This window comes from Pseudomonas sp. BF-R-01 (genome assembly GCF_019946615.1).
GTDB classification, from domain to species: domain Bacteria; phylum Pseudomonadota; class Gammaproteobacteria; order Pseudomonadales; family Pseudomonadaceae; genus Aquipseudomonas; species Aquipseudomonas migulae.
Window position 1 is genome coordinate 1 of record NZ_JAGYFX010000065.1, and the last position, 19,193, is coordinate 19,193.

At 58.4% G+C, this 19,193-nt stretch carries 18 protein-coding genes; 12 read left to right on the forward strand and 6 right to left on the reverse strand.

Going from position 1 to position 19,193, the window contains the following annotated elements:
• Positions 1-57 precede the first annotated feature (57 nt).
• A complete protein-coding gene (locus KGB27_RS21370; protein WP_008029261.1) occupies positions 58-513 on the reverse strand; it encodes a DUF721 domain-containing protein in 456 nt (151 codons plus the stop codon).
• A 307-nt stretch (positions 514-820) separates the two neighbouring features.
• On the opposite strand from KGB27_RS21370, the gene secA reads away from it, so the two are divergent.
• From secA to KGB27_RS21390, 4 genes are all read left to right on the forward strand, one after another.
• The gene (gene secA / locus KGB27_RS21375) at positions 821-3,556 is read left to right on the forward strand and encodes a preprotein translocase subunit SecA (RefSeq protein WP_223556252.1); all 2,736 of its coding nucleotides are present in this window, start codon (positions 821-823) and stop codon (positions 3,554-3,556) included.
• A gap of 122 nt (positions 3,557-3,678) precedes the next feature.
• Positions 3,679-4,896 carry a bifunctional glutamate N-acetyltransferase/amino-acid acetyltransferase ArgJ gene (gene argJ, locus KGB27_RS21380; protein WP_192229098.1) on the forward strand — a complete coding sequence of 406 codons (1,218 nt, stop codon included), beginning with the start codon at positions 3,679-3,681 and terminating at the stop codon, positions 4,894-4,896.
• A gap of 136 nt (positions 4,897-5,032) precedes the next feature.
• On the forward strand, positions 5,033-5,665 hold the full coding sequence (locus tag KGB27_RS21385; RefSeq protein ID WP_192229099.1) for a glutathione S-transferase family protein: 633 nt from the start codon (positions 5,033-5,035) through the stop codon (positions 5,663-5,665).
• Entirely contained in the window at positions 5,662-6,612 is a 951-nt protein-coding gene (locus tag KGB27_RS21390; protein ID WP_192417096.1) for a Nudix family hydrolase, read from the forward strand. Before KGB27_RS21385 ends, KGB27_RS21390 begins: the two co-directional genes overlap by 4 nt.
• Before the next feature lie 97 nt (positions 6,613-6,709).
• On the opposite strand, the gene KGB27_RS21395 is transcribed toward KGB27_RS21390, so the two are convergent.
• Genes KGB27_RS21395 through KGB27_RS21405 form a run of 3 tightly spaced genes read right to left on the reverse strand, consistent with a single transcriptional unit; the run spans position 6,710 to position 10,293 of the window.
• Positions 6,710-7,291, reverse strand: coding sequence for a cob(I)yrinic acid a,c-diamide adenosyltransferase (locus KGB27_RS21395; RefSeq protein WP_223556253.1), 582 nt, complete (start codon positions 7,289-7,291; stop codon positions 6,710-6,712).
• Between the two features lie 2 nt (positions 7,292-7,293).
• Positions 7,294-9,330, reverse strand: coding sequence for an ATP-binding protein (locus KGB27_RS21400; RefSeq protein ID WP_223556254.1), 2,037 nt, complete (start codon positions 9,328-9,330; stop codon positions 7,294-7,296).
• Positions 9,331-9,375: 45 nt separating this feature from the next.
• Entirely contained in the window at positions 9,376-10,293 is a 918-nt protein-coding gene (locus tag KGB27_RS21405) for a putative 2-dehydropantoate 2-reductase (protein WP_207285462.1), read from the reverse strand.
• A 140-nt stretch (positions 10,294-10,433) separates the two neighbouring features.
• On the opposite strand from KGB27_RS21405, the gene KGB27_RS21410 reads away from it, so the two are divergent.
• Positions 10,434-10,919, forward strand: coding sequence for a YajQ family cyclic di-GMP-binding protein (locus KGB27_RS21410; protein WP_007906601.1), 486 nt, complete (start codon positions 10,434-10,436; stop codon positions 10,917-10,919).
• A 139-nt stretch (positions 10,920-11,058) separates the two neighbouring features.
• The gene (locus KGB27_RS21415; protein ID WP_008043325.1) at positions 11,059-11,901 is read left to right on the forward strand and encodes a mechanosensitive ion channel family protein; all 843 of its coding nucleotides are present in this window, start codon (positions 11,059-11,061) and stop codon (positions 11,899-11,901) included.
• 76 nt (positions 11,902-11,977) lie between these two features.
• Here KGB27_RS21415 and KGB27_RS21420 read toward each other — a convergent pair whose 3' ends face one another.
• Complete coding sequence (locus tag KGB27_RS21420) at positions 11,978-13,324, reverse strand: OprD family porin (protein ID WP_008043324.1); 1,347 nt, start codon at positions 13,322-13,324, stop codon at positions 11,978-11,980.
• A 916-nt stretch (positions 13,325-14,240) separates the two neighbouring features.
• Between KGB27_RS21420 and KGB27_RS21425 the strand changes: the two genes are divergently transcribed.
• Positions 14,241-14,666: an HIT domain-containing protein gene (locus tag KGB27_RS21425; RefSeq protein ID WP_008029239.1), complete on the forward strand. Its 426-nt coding sequence runs from the start codon at positions 14,241-14,243 to the stop codon at positions 14,664-14,666.
• A gap of 3 nt (positions 14,667-14,669) precedes the next feature.
• Positions 14,670-14,876 (forward strand): SlyX family protein, encoded by a 207-nt coding sequence (locus tag KGB27_RS21430; RefSeq protein WP_008029236.1) that lies wholly within the window; start codon positions 14,670-14,672, stop codon positions 14,874-14,876.
• Positions 14,877-14,938: 62 nt separating this feature from the next.
• On the opposite strand, the gene KGB27_RS31440 is transcribed toward KGB27_RS21430, so the two are convergent.
• A complete protein-coding gene (locus tag KGB27_RS31440; RefSeq protein ID WP_008029235.1) occupies positions 14,939-15,541 on the reverse strand; it encodes a cold-shock protein in 603 nt (200 codons plus the stop codon).
• Between the two features lie 308 nt (positions 15,542-15,849).
• Between KGB27_RS31440 and KGB27_RS21440 the strand changes: the two genes are divergently transcribed.
• The 4 genes from KGB27_RS21440 (at position 15,850) to aspS (ending at position 19,152) form a co-directional block, all read left to right on the forward strand.
• The gene (locus tag KGB27_RS21440) at positions 15,850-16,320 is read left to right on the forward strand and encodes a Dps family protein (protein WP_008029233.1); all 471 of its coding nucleotides are present in this window, start codon (positions 15,850-15,852) and stop codon (positions 16,318-16,320) included.
• A gap of 259 nt (positions 16,321-16,579) precedes the next feature.
• Positions 16,580-16,918, forward strand: a complete 339-nt coding sequence (locus tag KGB27_RS21445; RefSeq protein WP_008029232.1) for a ribbon-helix-helix domain-containing protein — start codon at positions 16,580-16,582, stop codon at positions 16,916-16,918.
• 136 nt (positions 16,919-17,054) lie between these two features.
• On the forward strand, positions 17,055-17,276 hold the full coding sequence (locus KGB27_RS21450; protein WP_010457489.1) for an FmdB family zinc ribbon protein: 222 nt from the start codon (positions 17,055-17,057) through the stop codon (positions 17,274-17,276).
• A 100-nt stretch (positions 17,277-17,376) separates the two neighbouring features.
• On the forward strand, positions 17,377-19,152 hold the full coding sequence (gene aspS / locus KGB27_RS21455; RefSeq protein WP_008029229.1) for an aspartate--tRNA ligase: 1,776 nt from the start codon (positions 17,377-17,379) through the stop codon (positions 19,150-19,152).
• Positions 19,153-19,193 lie beyond the last annotated feature (41 nt).

A 19,193-nucleotide genomic window follows, 5' to 3' on the forward strand; every position in this document is an offset into this window, starting at 1 on the left:
CTTTTGGCGCCCTCAAGGGCCTCTTCGCGGGCAAGCCTCGCTCCTACAGGGGCCGTGTCAGTCTTTTGGTTTGGCGTGAGCGGCCAGTCGTTCGAGGGCAGCCCTGAGATTAGGATCGCTGATCCCCTCAGCCGTAGCCTGGATCGTCGCCCCCGCATCCGTCGACAAACTGATGGTATGCCCGGCCGCGCCTTGCTGAACGGTCGGCGGCTGCACCTTGAACAGAATCCGCGTCAGGCTGGCGAACTCATCAAACATCTGCAACTGCCGTTGCAGACGCTTCTGTTGATAGCGCAGACGCGTTGCCCAATGTCCGTCAGTGACAATCAGCAACAAGCTGCCTTCGCGCCACGAAGCCACATGGCAATGTTCGCGCGCAGCGGGCTGCAATTGGCTTTCGAGCAGGCGTTGTAAATGACCCAGGCGTTGAGCATGGCCAAAAATGGCTTTCAGCGGTTTGGCTTCGCGAAGCAGAACGGCGGGTGCTCTGGCCGTAAGAGGGCGAAATGCCATGATCAGACACCTGAAGTAACAGAGCCGCCATGGTAGCAGAAAGCACTGGTTGCACCCGACCCATTGCTTTGCGCGCGCTTTACCCATTAAATCAACAAGTAACTTCTGCCGTCAGTGGCTTGAAGTTCAGCAAAAAGCCCTTATTTTAAGTGAGCCCCGTAACAGCGCAGTGCATGCATCGTGGAACAACGCCACTTTCCTCACCATCGTTTCCGGGTAGAATGCTCGTTCGCATGCGGCCATGAGGGCTGCACGGGCGACTCACGGGGCCGCCCTCCATCCCTTTAGTGTGGAAGATCCTGCCGATATGTTTGCGCCTTTGTTAAAGAAACTTTTTGGAAGCAAGAACGAGCGTGAAGTCAAACGCATGCTCAAGACGGTGCAACTCGTCAATGCCTTCGAAGAGCAAATGGTGGCCCTTTCGGACGATCAATTGCGTGCCAAGACGGATGAGTTCAAGGCCCGCATCGCCAAAGGGGAAACCCTCGACAAGCTGCTGCCAGAAGCCTTTGCGGTCGCCCGCGAAGCCGGTAAGCGCGTCATGGGTATGCGCCACTTCGATGTCCAGCTGATCGGCGGCATGACCTTGCATGAAGGCATGATCGCGGAAATGCGTACCGGTGAAGGCAAGACCCTGGTGGCCACACTGGGCGTTTACCTCAACGCGCTGTCCGGCAAAGGCGTGCACGTTGTTACCGTGAACGACTATCTGGCCCGCCGTGACGCCAACTGGATGCGTCCGCTCTACGAATTCCTCGGCATGACGGTCGGTGTGGTTACACCTTTCCAGCCGCCGGAAGAGAAACGTCAGGCCTACGCCGCCGACATCACCTACGGCACCAACAACGAATTCGGTTTCGACTACCTGCGCGACAACATGGCGTTCAGCATGGAAGAAAAATTCCAGCGCGAACTCAACTTTGCCGTGATCGACGAAGTCGACTCCATCCTCATCGACGAAGCCCGTACCCCGCTGATCATTTCCGGTCAGGCCGAGGACAGCTCGAAGCTGTACATCGAGATCAACAAACTGATCCCGCAGCTGCAATTGCACGTCGAAGAAGTCGAAGGCGAAGTCACCAAGGCCGGCCATTACACCGTCGACGAGAAGACCCGTCAGGTCGAACTCAACGAAGCCGGTCACCAGTTCATCGAAGACATGCTGACCCGCGTCGGCCTGCTGGCTGAAGGCGAGAGCCTGTATTCGGCGCATAACCTGGGCCTGCTGACCCACGTCTATGCCGGCCTGCGTGCGCACAAGCTGTTCAACCGCAACGTTGAATACATCGTGCAGGACGGTCAGGTTGTCCTGGTCGACGAACACACCGGTCGTACCATGCCGGGTCGCCGTTTGTCCGAAGGCCTGCACCAGGCTATCGAAGCCAAGGAAAACCTGAACATCCAGGCCGAAAGCCAGACGTTGGCGTCGACCACGTTCCAGAACTACTTCCGTCTGTACAACAAGTTGTCCGGCATGACCGGTACCGCAGACACCGAAGCGTTCGAATTCCACCAGATCTACGGCCTGCAGGTCATGGTGATCCCGCCGAACAAGCCTTTGGCGCGTAAAGACTACAACGACCTGGTGTTCCTGACCGCCGAAGAGAAATACGCGGCGATCATCAACGACATCAAGGAGTGCATGACTCACGGCCGTCCGGTGCTGGTGGGTACTGCAACCATCGAAACTTCCGAGCACATGTCTGCGCTGCTGCAGAAGGAAGGCATCGAACACAAGGTCCTGAACGCCAAGTTCCACGAAAAAGAAGCCGAAATCATTGCCCAGGCCGGTCGTCCAGGCGCACTGACCATCGCCACCAACATGGCCGGTCGTGGTACCGACATTCTGTTGGGCGGCAACTGGGAAGTGGAAGTCGCGTCTCTGGAAGACCCGACGCCGGAGCAGATTGCCCAGATCAAGGCCGACTGGCAGAAGCGTCACCAGCAAGTGCTGGAGTCGGGTGGCTTGCAGGTGATTGCGTCCGAACGTCACGAATCGCGCCGTATCGACAACCAGTTGCGTGGTCGTGCCGGTCGTCAGGGTGACGCCGGTTCCAGCCGTTTCTACCTGTCGCTGGAAGACAGCCTGATGCGCATCTTCGCCTCTGACCGGGTGAAGAACTTCATGAAAGCATTGGGCATGCAGTCCGGTGAAGCGATCGAGCACCGCATGGTGACCAACGCCATCGAGAAGGCTCAGCGCAAGGTTGAAGGTCGCAACTTCGACATTCGTAAACAACTGCTCGAGTTCGATGACGTCAACAACGAACAGCGTAAAGTGATCTATCACATGCGCAACACGTTGCTAGCCGCCGACAACATCGGTGAAACCATCGCCGACTTCCGTCAGGACGTACTCAACGCTACCGTCAGCGCCCACATTCCACCGCAGTCGCTGCCTGAGCAGTGGGACGTGTCTGGTCTGGAAGCAGCGTTGCAGAGCGACTTCGGTGTGGCGCTGCCGATCCAGCAATGGCTCGACGAAGACGATCACCTGTACGAAGAAACCCTGCGCGAGAAGCTGATGCAGGAGCTCATCGCGGCGTACAACGAGAAAGAAGACCAGGCGGGCGCCGACGCGCTGCGCACCTTCGAGAAGCAAATCGTGCTGCGCGTGCTGGACGACCTGTGGAAAGACCACCTGTCGACCATGGACCACCTGCGTCACGGCATCCACTTGCGTGGCTATGCGCAGAAGAACCCGAAGCAAGAGTACAAGCGCGAGTCGTTCACGCTGTTCTCCGAGCTGCTGGATTCGATCAAGCGCGACTCGATCCGTGTGCTGTCGCACGTTCAGGTTCGCCGCGAAGATCCGATCGAAGAAGAGCAACGCCTGCGCCAGGAAGCCGAAGCACTGGCGGCGCGCATGCAGTTCGAGCACGCTGAAGCGCCTGGTCTTGATCAACCGGAACAGCTGGGTGAAGAGCTCGATGTAGCCCTCGCCACCGCACCGGTTCGCAATGAACAGAAGCTGGGCCGTAACGAACTGTGCTACTGCGGTTCGGGCAAGAAGTTCAAGCATTGCCACGGGCAGATCCAGTAAAACCCGTTTCATACGCTGAAATACCCGCGCCGCGACCGGCATCAGCCGTCGCGGCGTTTTGCCATTTACACCACCGTTCTTCCTGAAAGCGGTGCAGACATCATTTATTAAGGAGCGCATTCATGGCTGTTGGTCTTGGTCCTTTGCCAACGTTGCACCCGGTTGCCGGTTTTGAACTCGGTATCGCCTCGGCCGGCATCAAGCGTCCTGGACGCAAGGATGTCGTGGTCATGCGCTGCGCCGAAGGCTCCACCGTGGCAGGCGTGTTTACCCTGAACGCCTTTTGCGCCGCTCCGGTGATCCTGGCCAAGCAGCGTGTGCAAGGTCCGGTGCGTTACCTGCTGACCAACACCGGCAACGCCAACGCCGGCACCGGCGAGCCGGGTCTGGCCGCCGCCGAGCGCACCTGCGCGAAACTGGCCGAACTGACCGGCGTCGATGCCAGCCTGGTGCTGCCGTACTCCACCGGTGTGATCGGCGAACCGCTGCCGGTCGAGAAAATCGAAGGCGCGCTGCAAGCCGCTCTCGACGACCTGTCGGTGAACAACTGGGAAGCTGCCGCCACCGGCATCATGACCACCGATACCCTGCCGAAGGGCGCCAGCCGCCAGTTCGAGCATGACGGCGTGACCATCACCGTTACCGGCATCAGCAAAGGCGCGGGCATGATCCGTCCGAACATGGCGACCATGCTCGGTTACATCGCCACCGACGCCAAAGTCTCCCGCGACGTGTTGCAAAACCTGTTGCTGGACGGCGCCAACAAGTCGTTCAACCGCATCACCATCGACGGCGACACCTCGACCAACGACTGCTGCATGCTGATCGCTACCGGTCAGGCGGCACTGCCGGAAATCACCTCCGCCAGTGGTGAACTGTTCGCCAAGCTGAAACAGGCTGTGTTCGAAGTGTGCATGGACGTGGCCCAGGCCATCGTGCGTGACGGCGAAGGCGCGACCAAGTTCGTCACCGTTGAAGTCAACGGCGGCGGCAATCACCAGGAATGCCTGGACGTCGGTTACACCGTGGCGCACTCGCCGCTGATCAAGACCGCGCTGTTCGCATCCGACCCTAACTGGGGCCGCATCCTGGCTGCCGTTGGCCGTGCCGGCGTACCGAATCTGGACGTGAGCAAGATCGACGTGTTCCTCGGCGAAGTCTGCATCGCCAGCCGTGGCGCCCGCGCATCGACCTACACCGAAGCCCAGGGCGCAGCGGTGATGCAGCAGGAAGAAATCACCATCCGTATCGAACTGGGTCGCGGCGATTGCAGCGAAACCATCTGGACCACGGACCTGTCCCACGAATACGTGAAGATCAACGCCGAGTACCGTACGTAAGACAGATCGCTTTCGCGGGCAAGCCTCGCTCCTACAAGGATCGCGCAATCCCTGTAGGAGCGAGGCTTGCCCGCGAAGAGGTCCGATCAGACACCAAAGATTCTGGCCTGTCCCCCCTCATCAAAAGGTCCCGAACATGAGCCTCCACCTGATCATCGGCGACAAATTGCATTCCTCCTGGTCCCTGCGCGGCGCCCTGGCCCTTGACTTGGCCGGCGCCCCGTACACCGAAGAATTGATCAAACTGAACCAGCCGGACACTCGCGAGCAGTTGCTCAAGCATTCGCCGACCGGCAAAGTCCCGTTGCTGAAAACCGAGCACGGCACCATCGCCGATTCCCTGGCGATTGCCGAGTACCTGGCCGAACAATTCCCTCACGCCGGCCTCTGGCCCAAAGACGTCGCGGCCCGCGCCCAGGCACGTTCGGCCTGTGCACAGATGCACGCCGGCTTCTTCGCCATGCGCGGCAACATGCCGTTTGACCTGAGCCGCGACGCACCTTTGTCGCCGGTCCCGGCTGACGTCCAGGCGGACATCGAACGCATGTTGGCGTTGTGGGCCGAGTGCCGCGCAGCCGCGACCGAAACCGGTCCATACCTGTTTGGCCGCGCGACCCTGGCCGATGCCTTCTTCGCACCGATTGCCGTGCGCCTTCGCACCTACCAGGTGAAATTGCCGGTGGCGGACGAGGCCTACGTCGAAACGATCTACCAATGGCCAGCCTTCAAGGCCTGGCAAAAGGCGGGTCTGGAGGAGGTCGGGCAGTGAAACGAGTACACGTAGCCGCCGCGGTTATCCGCGAGAGCAGCGGCAAGATCCTTATCGCCCGGCGCGCCGACACTCAGCATCAGGGCGGTCTTTGGGAATTCCCGGGTGGCAAGGTCGAGGCCGACGAATCCGTGGAAACTGCGCTGGCCCGTGAGCTTCATGAAGAGCTGGGAATTGTGGTCAATGCCGCGCGACCGCTGATCAAGGTCCGTCATGACTATCCGGACAAACAAGTGCTGCTGGATGTCTGGGAGGTCTCGGACTTTTCCGGCGAACCTCACGGTGCCGAAGGCCAGCCTTTGGAATGGGTGGCGCCGCGTGATCTGCCGGGCTATGAGTTTCCGGCCGCCAACCAGCCAATCGTTGCGGCGGCGCGATTGCCTGCGGCTTACCTGATTACGCCTGAAGATCTGGAAACCCCCGCGCTGCTGCGCGGTATTCAGAAAGCCATCGCCAACGGCATCAAGTTGATCCAGCTGCGGGCGCCCAACGGCTACGACCCGAAATACCGTGATCTGGCGGTGGACGCAGCCGGGCTGTGTGCCGGCAAGGCGCAGTTGATGATCAAGGGACCGTTCGAATGGTTGGGCGATTTCCCTTCGGCCGGTTGGCACATCACCTCGGCACAGCTGCGCAAATACGCAGCGGCCGGTCGTCCGCTGCCGGCGTCGCGCTGGTTGGCGGCGTCCTGCCATAACGCCGAGGAACTGGCGCTGGCCGAGCAGATGGGCGTGGACTTTGTGACCCTGTCGCCGGTGCAGCCGACCCTGACGCATCCGGGGGCTCAGCCGCTGGGTTGGGAGCAGGCTGCAACGTTGATCGAAGGTTTCAGCAAGCCGGTGTTCTTGCTCGGTGGTGTTGGACCGGCGCAAGTTGATCAGGCTTGGGCGGCAGGCGCCCAAGGTGTGGCGGGGATTCGGGCGTTCTGGCCGGATTCTTTGGTGTAGCTGCCGGCCTATTCGCGGGCAAGCCTCGCTCCTACAGGGATATGCATTCTCCAGTAGGAGCGAGGCTTGCCCGCGAAGGCGTCCTTAAGAGTGCCGCTTAAACCCCGGGTTTCGCAGCAGGCTGCCACAAAATCTCCGCAATCCCCTGACGCCTGGCAATCACCCGCGCCACCACAAACAACAGATCCGACAACCGATTGATGTACGCCAGGCCAACCCCGGCCAACGGTTCAAGCGCATTCAAATGCTGACACCGGCGCTCGGCACTGCGCGCCAGGCTTCGACACACATGTGCTTGCGCAATCAGCGCCGAACCGCCCGGCAGAATGAAATTCTCCAAGGGCCCCAGCTCTTCATTCCACACATCGATCGCTGCTTCCAGGCGTTCGATTTCTGCTGCATTCAACGCCTGATATTCCGGCATGGCCAGTTCGCCACCGAGATCGAACAACCGATGCTGGCAAGGCGCCAATACCTCGATCACTTCGTTTAATCCGGGAAACTTTTCACGTTCCGCTTCGAGCCCGGCCAACAGCACGCCGACCTGGCTGTTCAATGAATCGACTTCGCCAATGGCTTCGATCCGCGGGTGGTCCTTGGGCACGCGGCGGCCGTCTCCCAGTCCGGTTTCGCCTTTGTCGCCGGTGCGGGTGTAGATCTTCGACAAGCGAAAGCCCATGGTTACCTCGAAAGATGATTGAGTTCTTGAGAAACGAGCGGGGTGCTCGTCAACGGCAGGCGCAAGGTGAAACACGTGCCCTGGCCCAGGGTCGATTGCACTTCCATCTGACCCTTGTGGTTGTTGGTGATGATGAAATACGAAACCGACAAGCCAAGCCCGGTGCCCTGACCGATTTCCTTGGTGGTGAAGAAGGGTTCGAAGGTGCGTTTGCGCACGCTCTCGCTCATGCCGATGCCATTGTCCTCGACCTGGATTTCCGCCCACGGTGGATTGAGTTTGGTCCGCAGGATGATCCGTCCCGGCTCACAGCCGTCCTCGCGCTGGTGAATGGCTTGCGCGGCGTTTTTCAGCAGGTTGAGCAGCACTTGCTCAAGTTCGTTGGCGGTGCCGGGCACGGGGCCCAGAGCGGGGTCGAACTGACGAATGATCGCCTGACCCTTGAAGTCAAAGCCAATCGCCAGGTCAAAGTCGTTGCCGGCGATTTCCACGGCTTGATCGATCAGCGCCGGCAAATCGCACGGCGCCATTTGCCGGGTGCTGCGGCGGCTGAAGCTGAGCATGTGGGTGACGATTTTCGCCGCCCGGGCGCCAGCCTGTTGAATGCCGTCGAGCAGCTGCGGCACCTCACGTACTTTCAGGTACTCGTTGACCGTATCCAGCTCAACGCCGACTTGTTCGGCCTGTTCGAGGTTTTTTGGCAAGTCCGGGGACAGGCGTCGACGAATGTTCTGCACGTTGTGCAGGATTGCGCCAAGCGGGTTGTTGATTTCGTGGGCCATGCCGGCGGCGAGGCCGCCAACCGAGAGCATTTTTTCTGACTGCACCATCATTTCCTCCAGCGACAGGCGCTGGGTGATGTCGTCGATGCGGATCACCACGCCACGACCGGCGCCGCCCATCAGCGGGTAAAAGGTCAGGGCGTAATGCTTGGGTTCATCGTCCTTGAGCCAGGTCACGCGCTCGATCTTCGCGACCGTGTGCTGCTCGACGGTTTGCTTGAGCTGCGGCAGAAACGGTTTGAGCGGTTCGAACGCAAGGAAGATCGGCTGATTCAGCGCTTCATCCAGGCGTGTGCCGGAGAGGGCGCTGGCCTCCTGATTCCACTGCGTCACGTAGAGCTGCTCGTCGAGGGCGATCAGCGCCGACGGCATGGAGTCGATGATGCTGTTGAGGTAATTCTGGAACCCGGTGAGTTTCTTCTCGATCTTGCTGCGCACCTGGACTTCGAGTTCCAGTTTGCGGTTGGTGTGGCGGGTTTCTTCGGCCAGGCCCTGGGCCTGATCGTAAGCGGCCTGGGATTCGTCCCGTGCCCGTTTGAGTTGCTGCTCCCGTGCCTCGATGCGCGAGAGCATGGTGTTGAACGCCTCGGCCAGGCTGCCGATTTCGTCATGGTTGCCGCGTGAGGCGCGCAGGGCGTAGTTCTCCTCTCGGGTCACTTGCCGGGACAGCTCTTCGAGTTGATGGATCGGCCGGGTAATCAGGCGTTTGATCTGCCGGGCGATCACCAGCCATAACAGCACGCTGAAGATCAGAATGCCGAGGCTGGCAGTCAGGGTCCCGGTGTAGAAGGCCATCGGCAGTTCGCTGCTGGCGACCAGCAGCAGATGGCCGGGCGCGGTGCCGGGGCGGGGCAGGGTGATCACTTGGTTGCTGCGAAATTCGGTGGCTTGCCAGGATTCGATGTGGCGGTAACGCGCTGGCAGGCCCAAATGATCGCCACGTTGCAACTGCGCCAGCCTTTCGCCCTTGCCGTCATACAGGGCTGCCGCGCGCAGCGGTGAATAGCTGTTGAGCTCATTGAGCAGTCGCTCGGCATTTTGTGGTGACTGCAGCGCTTCAGCCACCAGGCTCGGGTTGGATACCAGTCGGCCGATGGTCTGCAAGGCCTGGGGCGCCATGCTTTCCTGGGAAATGTAGTACGCGGCGCTGATAAAGGTCAGGTTGGCGACCAGCAAAACGGTGGTCAACAGCACCAGCAGGGCGGCCAGCAGTTTCTGGCCGACGGGAAGGTTTTCAAGGCGCTGGCGCAATGGCATCAGGTTTATCGCTGAAAAGGAACAAGTGGCCAGCGTAGCCGCTGCTCAGTCGCTGGGCAATCCAAGGCTGTGCAGATGGGCGATCAAGCGTGATTCAAGCTGATTGAGGTGCGGCAGGTTCAGTTGGTGTCGCGAAGCCACTTTGCACACATAGCCCAACAGGTAGCTGATTTCGGTACGGCGTTGATTCGCAACGTCCTGATACATCGACGAGAAATTGGCTGCGGTGGCGTGGATCACCCGTTCCACTTCCGGCTGGAGGTTTTCGGCGGCGGCCGGCTGGCCACAGCGTTCAAGCAGCTCGGTCAGTTCGCCGCAGAGGGTCGCGACTTCGCAATGGTGGTCCTGCAAGCCGCCATTGCGGCAATCGTGCAACACCGTCAGTGGATTGATCGCGCAGTTGAGTGCCAGTTTCCGCCAAAGCCGGGTCAGAATGTCGGTGCTCCACTCGTGGGGAATCCCGGCGGCGCTCACGTCATCCAGCCATATCGGCGCCACGGGATGACCGGCATCCCCCAGCCAGGTGTAACCGTGACCGGCGAATACCACGCGCCAGTCACCGTCGCGATACGCGCCTTCGGTGCTCGAAGCAAAAATGCAGCGCGCTTGCGGCACCTGCGCCGCAACGGCGTCCTGACTGCCAAGGCCGTTCTGCAACAGGATCAATTCGGCACCGGACGTGAGGCGCGGCGCCAGCCGGGCCACGGCTTGCTCGGCATCGTAGGCTTTGCAGGCCACCAGCAGGCGGTTGATCGGCTCATCGCTGTCAGTAGTTTCGCCGGGGATGGCATACGTTGTTGCTTCGCCGTGCTCCACCAGCGTCAAGCCGCCCGCAGCCTGATAAGCCTGCAAGCGCGGCGCATCCCGCACGATCAGCCGGACCGGCACCCCGGCCCGCGCCAGACGCGTGGCCCATAAAGTGCCGAGGCTGCCGGCGCCTAGAACATGCCAGGTGGTGGACATCAGCTTTTTGCTCTGTTTAAGGCGCGCATCGGACGCTCGCAGTGAATGATGGGAAAGACCCGTTATAATCAGCGCGGATTTTAACCGCAAGCCAGGCGTGCTCCATCTTGATCGAGCGCGCCCTTTATTGGAGAGATTACATGCCGTCGTTCGACGTGGTATCCGAACTGGACAAACACGAAGTCACCAACGCGGTCGAGAACGCCGTCAAGGAACTCGATCGTCGTTATGACCTGAAAGGCAAGGGCACCTTCGAGTTCAAGGAAAAGGACCTGACCGTCAACCTGACCGCTGAAGCCGATTTCCAGCTCGAAGCAATGATTGAGATCCTCAAGCTGGCGCTGGTCAAGCGCAAGATCGACGTGCAGTGCCTTGAAGTCAAGGATGCCTATGCGTCGGGCAAGCTGATGAAGCAGGAAGCCGTTCTCAAGGAAGGCATCGACAAAGAGCTGGCAAAGAAAATCGTCGCTCACGTCAAGGACGCCAAGCTCAAGGTGCAGGCCGCCATTCAGGGCGAGCAAGTGCGCATTACCGGCAAGAAGCGTGACGATTTGCAGGAAGCCATCGCAGCCCTGCGCGCCAAGACATTCGACATGCCGTTGCAGTTCAACAACTTCCGCGACTGATTTTTTCAGGCGGGAACCTCTCGGCGTTTTCGGCGTCCGAGGCCCAAGCAGCGGCAGAAAGGCTGTCCCCGAACGGGAGCAGCCTTTCTGCCGCTTATTTTTTTCGCGTGCCGTGTGGCCGGAAATCAGGAGAATGTAGATGGACTTGAATGCTGAAGTGGACAACCTGGTCAAGGCGTCCCAAGCCTGGATTCCGATGATCATGGAATACGGCAGCCGGGTGCTGCTGGCGATCATCACCCTGGCCATCGGCTGGTGGTTGATCAACAAAGTGACGCAGAAGCTGGGCGGCCTGATCGCGTTGCGTAACGCTGACCTGGCGCTGCAAGGCTTCATCAGCAGCCTGGCGAACATTATTCTGAAGATCTTGCTGATCGTCAGCGTGGCGTCGATGATCGGTGTCGAAACCACCTCCTTCGTTGCTGCAATCGGTGCGGCCGGTCTGGCCATCGGTCTGGCGTTGCAGGGCAGCCTGGCGAACTTCGCCGGTGGCGTGCTGATTCTGTTGTTCCGTCCGTTCCGTATTGGTGACTGGATCGAAGCTCAAGGTGTTGCCGGTACGGTCGACAGCATTCAGATTTTCCACACCGTACTGCGCACTGGCGATAACAAGACCATCATCGTCCCGAACGGCAACTTGTCGAACGGCATTATCACCAACACTAACCGTCAACCCACCCGCAAGGTTGTGTTTGATGTGGGCGTGGATTACGAAGCGGACTTGCAGAAAGCCCGTGAAGTATTGCTGGATCTGGCCAAGGATGATCGCATCCTGGCTGAGCCGGCTCCGCAAGCTGTCATTTCTACCCTGGGCGACAGTTCGATCACTGTTTCCCTGCGAGTGTGGGTGAAGACGGCGGATTATTGGGATGTGATGTTCATGTTTAACGAACAGTCCCGTGACCGGTTGAAAACGGCCGGTATCGATATCCCGTTTCCACAACGGGTGATTCGTGTGGTGCAGGAATCTGCGGTGCAGTAAGCAACACGCAGGCAACAAAAAGGCCCATCCGAAGATGGGCCTTTTTTATTTGTTACCGCAAACTAACTGGATGCGATTACAAAATCGACAGTGGGTAGTCGACGATCACACGGAACTCTTTCACGTCGCCTTCACCTTCGTCGGCGTTAGCAAAGTGCCAGGCTTGACGGAAGCGAACGGACAGATCTTTTGCCGGGCCAGACTGAACAACGTACTTGGCTTCGAAGTTGGTTTCGTTGTGCTTGCCATCTTCACCGTACAGGCCGGTGTAAGCGCTGCCTGCTGGGGTGTTGGTACCGTCGATGTCCCAACCTTTCACGTAACGGGTCATGAAGCTCAGACCTGGAACGCCGTACTCAGCCATTTTCAGATCGTAACGGATCTGGGCAGACTTCTCGCCAGGGGCGTTGAAGTCAGAGTACTGGATGGAGTTGGCGAGGAAGATCGAGTCGCCACCGCGGTTGTTCTTGCCGATACCGACGTAGTCGAACGGGGTATCGCCATTAACCTTTTGGAAGGCCAGGGTGATGGTGTGCGCTTTCAGGAACGAGAGAGCAGTTGCCAGCGAGAATGCGGTGTTGCTGATGTCACCAGCTTTCGAATCACCGGTATCGGTGGTGCGATAGATGTTGAAGTCAGTGTTCAGCGACGTGTCACCACCAAATGGAGTGGTGAGGTTCACGTTGGCGTAGTACTGGTTCCAGATGTCTTCCAGCTGGGCGCCATACAGCGATGCGGACAGGTTGTCGGTAATGCCGTACTTGCCACCGAAGTAGTCCATGCTTTTGGCTTTCACGCCAGCATAGTTTGCAAACAGGTCGCCGTCGCGGGAGTTTTTGTCCTGGCTGGAGCCCGAGTAGAAGTGGCCGGCTTCGAGGTCAAGGTCTTTGACTTCGCTGCTCTGCAGTTGGATACCGCTGGCAACTTGAGGAAGGATACGGGAACCGCCAACAGCAAACACTGGAGCAGTGCTTGGCGACATGTCGCCGATTTTCAGCTCGGTTTTGGAAACGCGGAATTTAATGGCCGCGCCTGCTTTACCCTGGCTGTCGTTGACGTTGCGGCCACCGTTGGCGTTTACGACGTCGCTACGGCTCATGTTGCCCGAACCGGAAGTGCCATCGCCGCCATCCAGTTTGATGGCCAGGTAACCGAATGCATCAACACCAACGCCGACAGTACCTTGGGTGTAGCCGGAGTTGTAGGTGCCCCAGAGACCTTGGGTCCAGTCTTTGACGTCGCGGGCGCCGTCTTTGTTGTCACGGTTGAAGTAGTAGTTGCGGACCAGCAAGTTCAACGAGCTGTCTTCAACAAAACCTTTGGCTTCAGCCTGGTCACTTACGAAAGGTGCGGCCGTAGCCACTTGAGTACTGGCTGCTGCTGCAACTGCCAGTGCGATCATGCTCCACTTCATCACGCGCATCGTGATTTGCTCCTTTGGTTTTAGAAGAGTACTGCCGTCCCACCTGTTTTATTATCTGGGCGGCTCTTTCTTTTTGTGTCGGCGCAAACTTATATCACGCCGACCATGTTGGCGATACTTGCGTATCTATCCTTTCAGCTTCTTTACGACCCCGTCGCAAACAGCTTGGTAGATGTCGCAAATTTACAGCCCCAATGCAACCGGAATGACAACGTCATCGCTGTTTTCCAAGGCGTGAGCATCGGTAAAAAGAGTCCCTGGTGAAACGTTTGAATCTCCATCGGGCAACCCTGCCACTGTTTTTATTTGCCTGAAGGCTTCCACTTCCAGTGGTTGCATTGCAGGCGATGTGAGTGTGAATGCAACAAGCGTGCACAAATCAGAAAACTGCTGTTTTTTTTTCTGAACGCCTGCGTGTTACCGTAAAAACCTCATAAAACCGGGGGTTACAAGCACCTTTTAATGGGGCTTGACGCCACGGTTTGCATCGTGTTGCGCCCTCCTGGCCGACTGCGTGACAAACAAAAACGTTACCGGTTCACCCCGCCAGTGGGTAATTGGCGGATACCCGACGCACTCAGCGTAGACGCACTGTGCGGTTTTGGTGCAAAAAATTTTAATCGCTGTACTGAATTCATACAGCATGACTGCTGAGTGATTGCGAACAGGTCGTTGTCTGTCAGTCATTTCAGCGTTTTTTGCATGATCATCGGTTCTGTAATGGTGCGCCCTTGCGAAAAATGTCTCATGTCGGGGCGCGCATTCTGCAGGTCGCTCGAATTTCGATGGGCCTTCGGCCGTGGTTCGTCGTGAAGGCGGTGGTGTTCACAGGTATGCTGCCGTCCTGTCGCTTGGTGCGTCGTCCTGCGTGGAGGGGCGCTAAGCTGAAAATGATGACTAGACGGGAGTGCGCGCAGTGTTCGCTTTAGATCCACGACTTCAACAAGACACGTTACCGATCGGGGATTTCCCGCTCAGCCGGTTGCTGTTGTCCAATGATTCGAACTACCCGTGGTTCATCCTGGTACCTCGTCGCGACGATATCAGCGAGATATTTCAGTTGGATGTCGCTGATCAGGTGCAGCTCTGGAAGGAAACGACTGCGCTGGCGGAAATGCTCAAGGACTCGTTCGACGCGGATAAATTGAACGTCGCGGCCCTGGGTAACGTCGTCAGTCAGTTACACATGCATGTGATTGTGCGCAAGCGTGAGGATGCCGCCTGGCCGGCCCCGGTCTGGGGCAAGCACCCGGCGAAGCCTTACAGTGCAGAGCAGATCGCGGTGATTCGCGAGCGGCTGCGCCTGGTGTTGACCGATGATTTTACGTTTCTGGAGGGTTGAATCATGAGCCTGGAAGAACGCGTTACCGATCTGGAGAGCCAGCTGGCCTTTCAGGATGACACCATCCAGGCATTGAGCGATGTGCTGGCGACGCAGCAGCGTGCCGTTGAGCGTCTGCAACTGCAAATGGCGGCCTTGCTCAAGCGCCAGGAGGAAATGGCCGGCCAGTTCGAAACGTTCGAAGAAGAAGCGCCACCGCCGCATTACTGAACATGCAGGCGTAAAAAAACCGCGAGCAGCCTGGCTGTTCGCGGTTTTTTTTTAGCCTTGAATCAGCGTCGCGGAAGAGCGGCGATCACGTCTTCGGCTTGCAGGCCCTTGTCACGATTCATGACGGAGAACTCCACGCGCTGGCCTTCGACCAGGACGCGATGACCCTCGCCACGAATGGCCCGGAAATGCACGAAAATATCATCGCCGGAATCACGGGAAATAAACCCGAAGCCTTTGGAAGTGTTGAACCACTTCACGGTGCCGGTATCGCGGTTGGTCATGTCATAGCTTGGCGAAGCGGTGGCCGGTGAAGATTTGTAGAAGCTGATGGCCAGATGAAGAAGCACGGCGATCAGGGCCGCCACCAGGCTGAACAGTACGGCAGGTTGACCGGCGATGACAGGCATCGGCGCGAGCAGCGTCAGGGTTTGCAATACGACAGTCAGAACCAGCAGGGCGCTGACCAGGTTTTGCAGTTGATGACGCGGGCCTTTGTTCCAGTAAGGGATTACAGGTGCGAGGGTAAGGTTGAGCAGGCCGAAAAAGGCCAGGTAAAGCGCATCGGGTTGTTGCAGGTAAGGAACAGCTTCGGATCGCAGGCTAGGGATGAAGGACAGCAGCAGGGCCGCTGCGCCCATTAGCAGGTGGACGATTTTCAACATTTTGATTAACTCACGTTAAGACGGATCACAAGGAAGAGCTGATAGAGCACGGTTCGCTTCAGAACAATAAGAGGCGTTGGGCACGTACTCGTTATCAGCCTATGCGCAACGCCCGGAAAAATAGGGCTTTGCGACACACTGCCTATTTAACAGCAAAGCTTGCGGCTACTCAAATCAGGGAGTCCAGCGGTGCATCGGGGGCGATATGTCGCAGGGAGCGGGGGCATTCCCGCCTGCGGTGTGGCGACAGGCTTGCTAGAGTGGTCCTGCACCTGTCGGATGAATTTGATCACCTTTAGGGGAAAAGCATGGCAATCGATATCGGTATCAGTGAAGAGGATCGCAAGTCCATCGTCGACGGACTTTCGCGTCTGCTGTCGGACACTTATGTACTTTATTTGAAAACCCATAATTTCCACTGGAATGTCACCGGTCCCATGTTTCGGACCCTGCACCTGATGTTCGAGGAGCAATATAACGAGTTGGCCCTGGCGGTCGATTCGATTGCCGAGCGCATTCGCGCGCTGGGCTTTCCTGCTCCGGGTGCCTATTCCATTTATGCGCGCCTTTCTTCTATCAAGGAGGAGCCGGGCGTGCCCAGCGCAGAAGGCATGATCAAGCAACTGGTCGAAGGGCAGGAGGCCGTCACGCGTACGGCGCGGGGGATCTTTCCCCTGCTCGACAAAGTCAGCGACGAGCCCACGGCGGATTTGCTGACCCAGCGTATGCAGGTTCACGAGAAAACCGCATGGATGTTGCGCGCCTTGCTGGATGAGTAACGCGTTCAGTGCGCGGATGGTGCCTTGCAGGTGTTATCCGCGCGCTGTCGTTTCGGCCTCTCTTCGTTGAATGATCTTACGTCAGTAGGTGTAGGAAATTGTCCGGACTAGGACGGTCTCCATGATCCGCCTTCAGTTGTTGGCTTATCCTACGTGGATGGTCAAAAAGTCATCTGGATATAACTTTGCGCCTGCGCTTTTATAAGAATCACAGCATGACTCTTATAAGAACCAGGGATGGCAAAGGAGTGTCAACGGTATGGTTTATGAAGACAGGCGAAGCGAGGGGAGGAACGGTTCATTCAAGGATGTAAGGATCGATCCGTTTGTCAGTGAGTTCGATATGGGCCTGGCCCAGCCATTATCCCGATCCGTACGCTTGAATGGCTTTGCCACCTGCTTGCGGCTTGAGCAGGTGTATTGGGATATTTTGGGGGAAATGGCCAGGATCAATTGCTGTTCGGTCAGTGCGTTGTTGTCTCACGTGGATCGAGAAGTGCATTTGCGTCACGGCGGGGTGAAGAATTTCAGCGGGCTGGTGCGGGTTGTCTGCGTTGTGCACAGCCTGAAGGAAGGGAGTTGCGTCGTCATGGCCTAGCCGTGATGGCGGAATGCATCGTGTGTCAGTCTGTGCAGTCTTACGGCTGCACAGGCTGCATTTAATGGATATAATCCCGCTCTTTGCCGCAAAACCCAGCGTGCGCGGTAGCAATCTGATCGCCGAGACAACCCCCATGCCGATGTACGACTATCAATGTGCTTCCTGTGGTCATCAGTTGGAAGCCATTCAAAAGATCAGCGCAGCACCGCTGGTCGACTGCCCTGCCTGCCAGGCGCCAGAGCTCAAGAAGATGCTGTCCATGCCGGGCTTCCGCCTTAGCGGCACCGGCTGGTACGAAACCGATTTCAAGACCGGTTCCAAGAAGAACCTGGCCGGCGGCGATAAAGCCGACTAGGGTCTGGAACCTGAGTTGAACGACACGTGCGAGCTCTTGCACCATCCCGTGTGCAAGGCCTCTAACCGAATTTCGAATTACGAGAAGTGAAACCACTACCATGATGCGCAGCCATTATTGCGGCCAACTGAACGAAAGCCTGGAAGGCCAGGAAATTACCCTTTGCGGATGGGTTCACCGTCGCCGTGACCACGGTGGGGTGATTTTCCTCGATATCCGTGATCGTGACGGTCTGGCCCAGGTGGTGTTCGACCCGGACCGCGCTGAAACCTTCGCCGCCGCCGACCGCGTGCGCAGCGAATACGTGGTTAAAGTGACCGGCAAGGTCCGCCTGCGTCCGGCCGGTGCCGGCAACGCCAACATGGCGTCGGGCATGATCGAAGTGCTGGGCTACGAGCTGGAAGTACTGAACGAATCGGAAACCCCGCCGTTCCCGCTCAACGAATATTCCGAAGTGGGCGAAGAAACCCGTCTGCGCTATCGCTTCCTTGACCTGCGTCGCCCGGAAATGGCCGAGAAGCTGCGTCTGCGTTCGCGCATGACCACCAGCATCCGTCGTTACCTCGACGAGAACGGTTTCCTCGACGTCGAGACGCCGATCCTGACCCGTGCCACCCCTGAAGGCGCACGTGACTACCTGGTGCCGAGCCGTACTCACGCTGGCTCGTTCTTCGCCTTGCCGCAATCGCCACAGCTGTTCAAGCAGCTGCTGATGGTGGCCGGCTTCGACCGTTACTACCAGATCGCCAAGTGCTTCCGCGACGAAGACCTGCGTGCCGACCGTCAGCCTGAATTCACCCAGATCGACATCGAAACCAGCTTCCTCGATGAAAAAGACATCATGGGCCTCACCGAAGGCATGATCCGCAACCTGTTCAAGGAAGTGCTGGATCTGGAATTCGGTGAATTCCCGCACATGACCTTCGAAGAAGCCATGCGTCGTTACGGTTCCGACAAGCCGGACCTGCGTAACCCGCTGGAACTGGTGGACGTTGCCGATCAACTGAAAGAAGTCGACTTCAAGGTCTTCAGTGGCCCGGCCAACGATCCGAAATGCCGTATCGCTGCCCTGCGTGTTCCTGGCGCAGCGAGCATGCCGCGCAAGCAGATCGACGACTACACCAAGTTCGTCGGCATCTACGGTGCCAAGGGCCTGGCGTACATCAAGGTCAACGAGCGCGCCAAAGGCGTTGAAGGCCTGCAGTCGCCAATCGTCAAGAACATCCCTGAAGCCAACCTCAACGTGATCCTCGATCGCGTTGGCGCAGTGGATGGCGACATCGTGTTCTTCGGTGCCGACAAAGCCAAGATCGTCAGCGAAGCCTTGGGTGCACTGCGGATCAAGGTCGGTAACGACCTGGACCTGCTGACCTGCAAGTGGGCGCCAATGTGGGTCGTCGACTTCCCGATGTTCGAAGAAAACGACGACGGCAGCTTCACTGCCTTGCACCACCCGTTCACCGCGCCGAAATGCACCCCGGAAGAGCTGGAAGCCAACCCGGCGACCGCCCTGTCCCGTGCCTACGACATGGTTCTGAACGGCACCGAGCTGGGTGGCGGTTCGATCCGTATCCACCGCAAGGAAATGCAACAGACGGTATTCCGCCTGCTGGGTATCAATGAAGCGGAACAGGAAGAGAAATTCGGCTTCCTGCTCGATGCCCTGAAATACGGCGCGCCGCCGCACGGTGGTCTGGCCTTCGGTCTGGATCGTCTGGTGATGCTGATGACCGGCGCCCAGTCGATCCGTGAAGTGATCGCCTTCCCGAAAACCCAGAGTGCTGCCGACGTGATGACGCAAGCACCGGGTGTGGTCGATGCCAAGGCATTGCGCGAACTGCACATTCGTCTGCGCGAAACGCCAAAAGCTGAGTAAGGCTGACCCTGAAGGCGCATCCTCATGGGATGCGCCTTTTC

Bases quoted from the DNA above. Each gene is read 5' to 3' on its own strand.
- KGB27_RS21370 (WP_008029261.1), bottom strand. From the start codon at position 513: ATGGCATTTCGCCCTCTTACGGCCAGAGCACCCGCCGTTCTGCTTCGC.
- secA (WP_223556252.1), top strand. From the start codon at position 821: ATGTTTGCGCCTTTGTTAAAGAAACTTTTTGGAAGCAAGAACGAGCGT.
- argJ (WP_192229098.1), top strand. From the start codon at position 3,679: ATGGCTGTTGGTCTTGGTCCTTTGCCAACGTTGCACCCGGTTGCCGGT.
- KGB27_RS21385 (WP_192229099.1), top strand. From the start codon at position 5,033: ATGAGCCTCCACCTGATCATCGGCGACAAATTGCATTCCTCCTGGTCC.
- KGB27_RS21395 (WP_223556253.1), bottom strand. From the start codon at position 7,291: ATGGGCTTTCGCTTGTCGAAGATCTACACCCGCACCGGCGACAAAGGC.
- KGB27_RS21400 (WP_223556254.1), bottom strand. From the start codon at position 9,330: ATGCCATTGCGCCAGCGCCTTGAAAACCTTCCCGTCGGCCAGAAACTG.
- KGB27_RS21405 (WP_207285462.1), bottom strand. From the start codon at position 10,293: ATGTCCACCACCTGGCATGTTCTAGGCGCCGGCAGCCTCGGCACTTTA.
- KGB27_RS21410 (WP_007906601.1), top strand. From the start codon at position 10,434: ATGCCGTCGTTCGACGTGGTATCCGAACTGGACAAACACGAAGTCACC.
- KGB27_RS21415 (WP_008043325.1), top strand. From the start codon at position 11,059: ATGGACTTGAATGCTGAAGTGGACAACCTGGTCAAGGCGTCCCAAGCC.
- KGB27_RS21420 (WP_008043324.1), bottom strand. From the start codon at position 13,324: ATGCGCGTGATGAAGTGGAGCATGATCGCACTGGCAGTTGCAGCAGCA.
- KGB27_RS21430 (WP_008029236.1), top strand. From the start codon at position 14,670: ATGAGCCTGGAAGAACGCGTTACCGATCTGGAGAGCCAGCTGGCCTTT.
- KGB27_RS31440 (WP_008029235.1), bottom strand. From the start codon at position 15,541: ATGTTGAAAATCGTCCACCTGCTAATGGGCGCAGCGGCCCTGCTGCTG.
- KGB27_RS21440 (WP_008029233.1), top strand. From the start codon at position 15,850: ATGGCAATCGATATCGGTATCAGTGAAGAGGATCGCAAGTCCATCGTC.
- KGB27_RS21445 (WP_008029232.1), top strand. From the start codon at position 16,580: ATGGTTTATGAAGACAGGCGAAGCGAGGGGAGGAACGGTTCATTCAAG.
- KGB27_RS21450 (WP_010457489.1), top strand. From the start codon at position 17,055: ATGCCGATGTACGACTATCAATGTGCTTCCTGTGGTCATCAGTTGGAA.
- aspS (WP_008029229.1), top strand. From the start codon at position 17,377: ATGATGCGCAGCCATTATTGCGGCCAACTGAACGAAAGCCTGGAAGGC.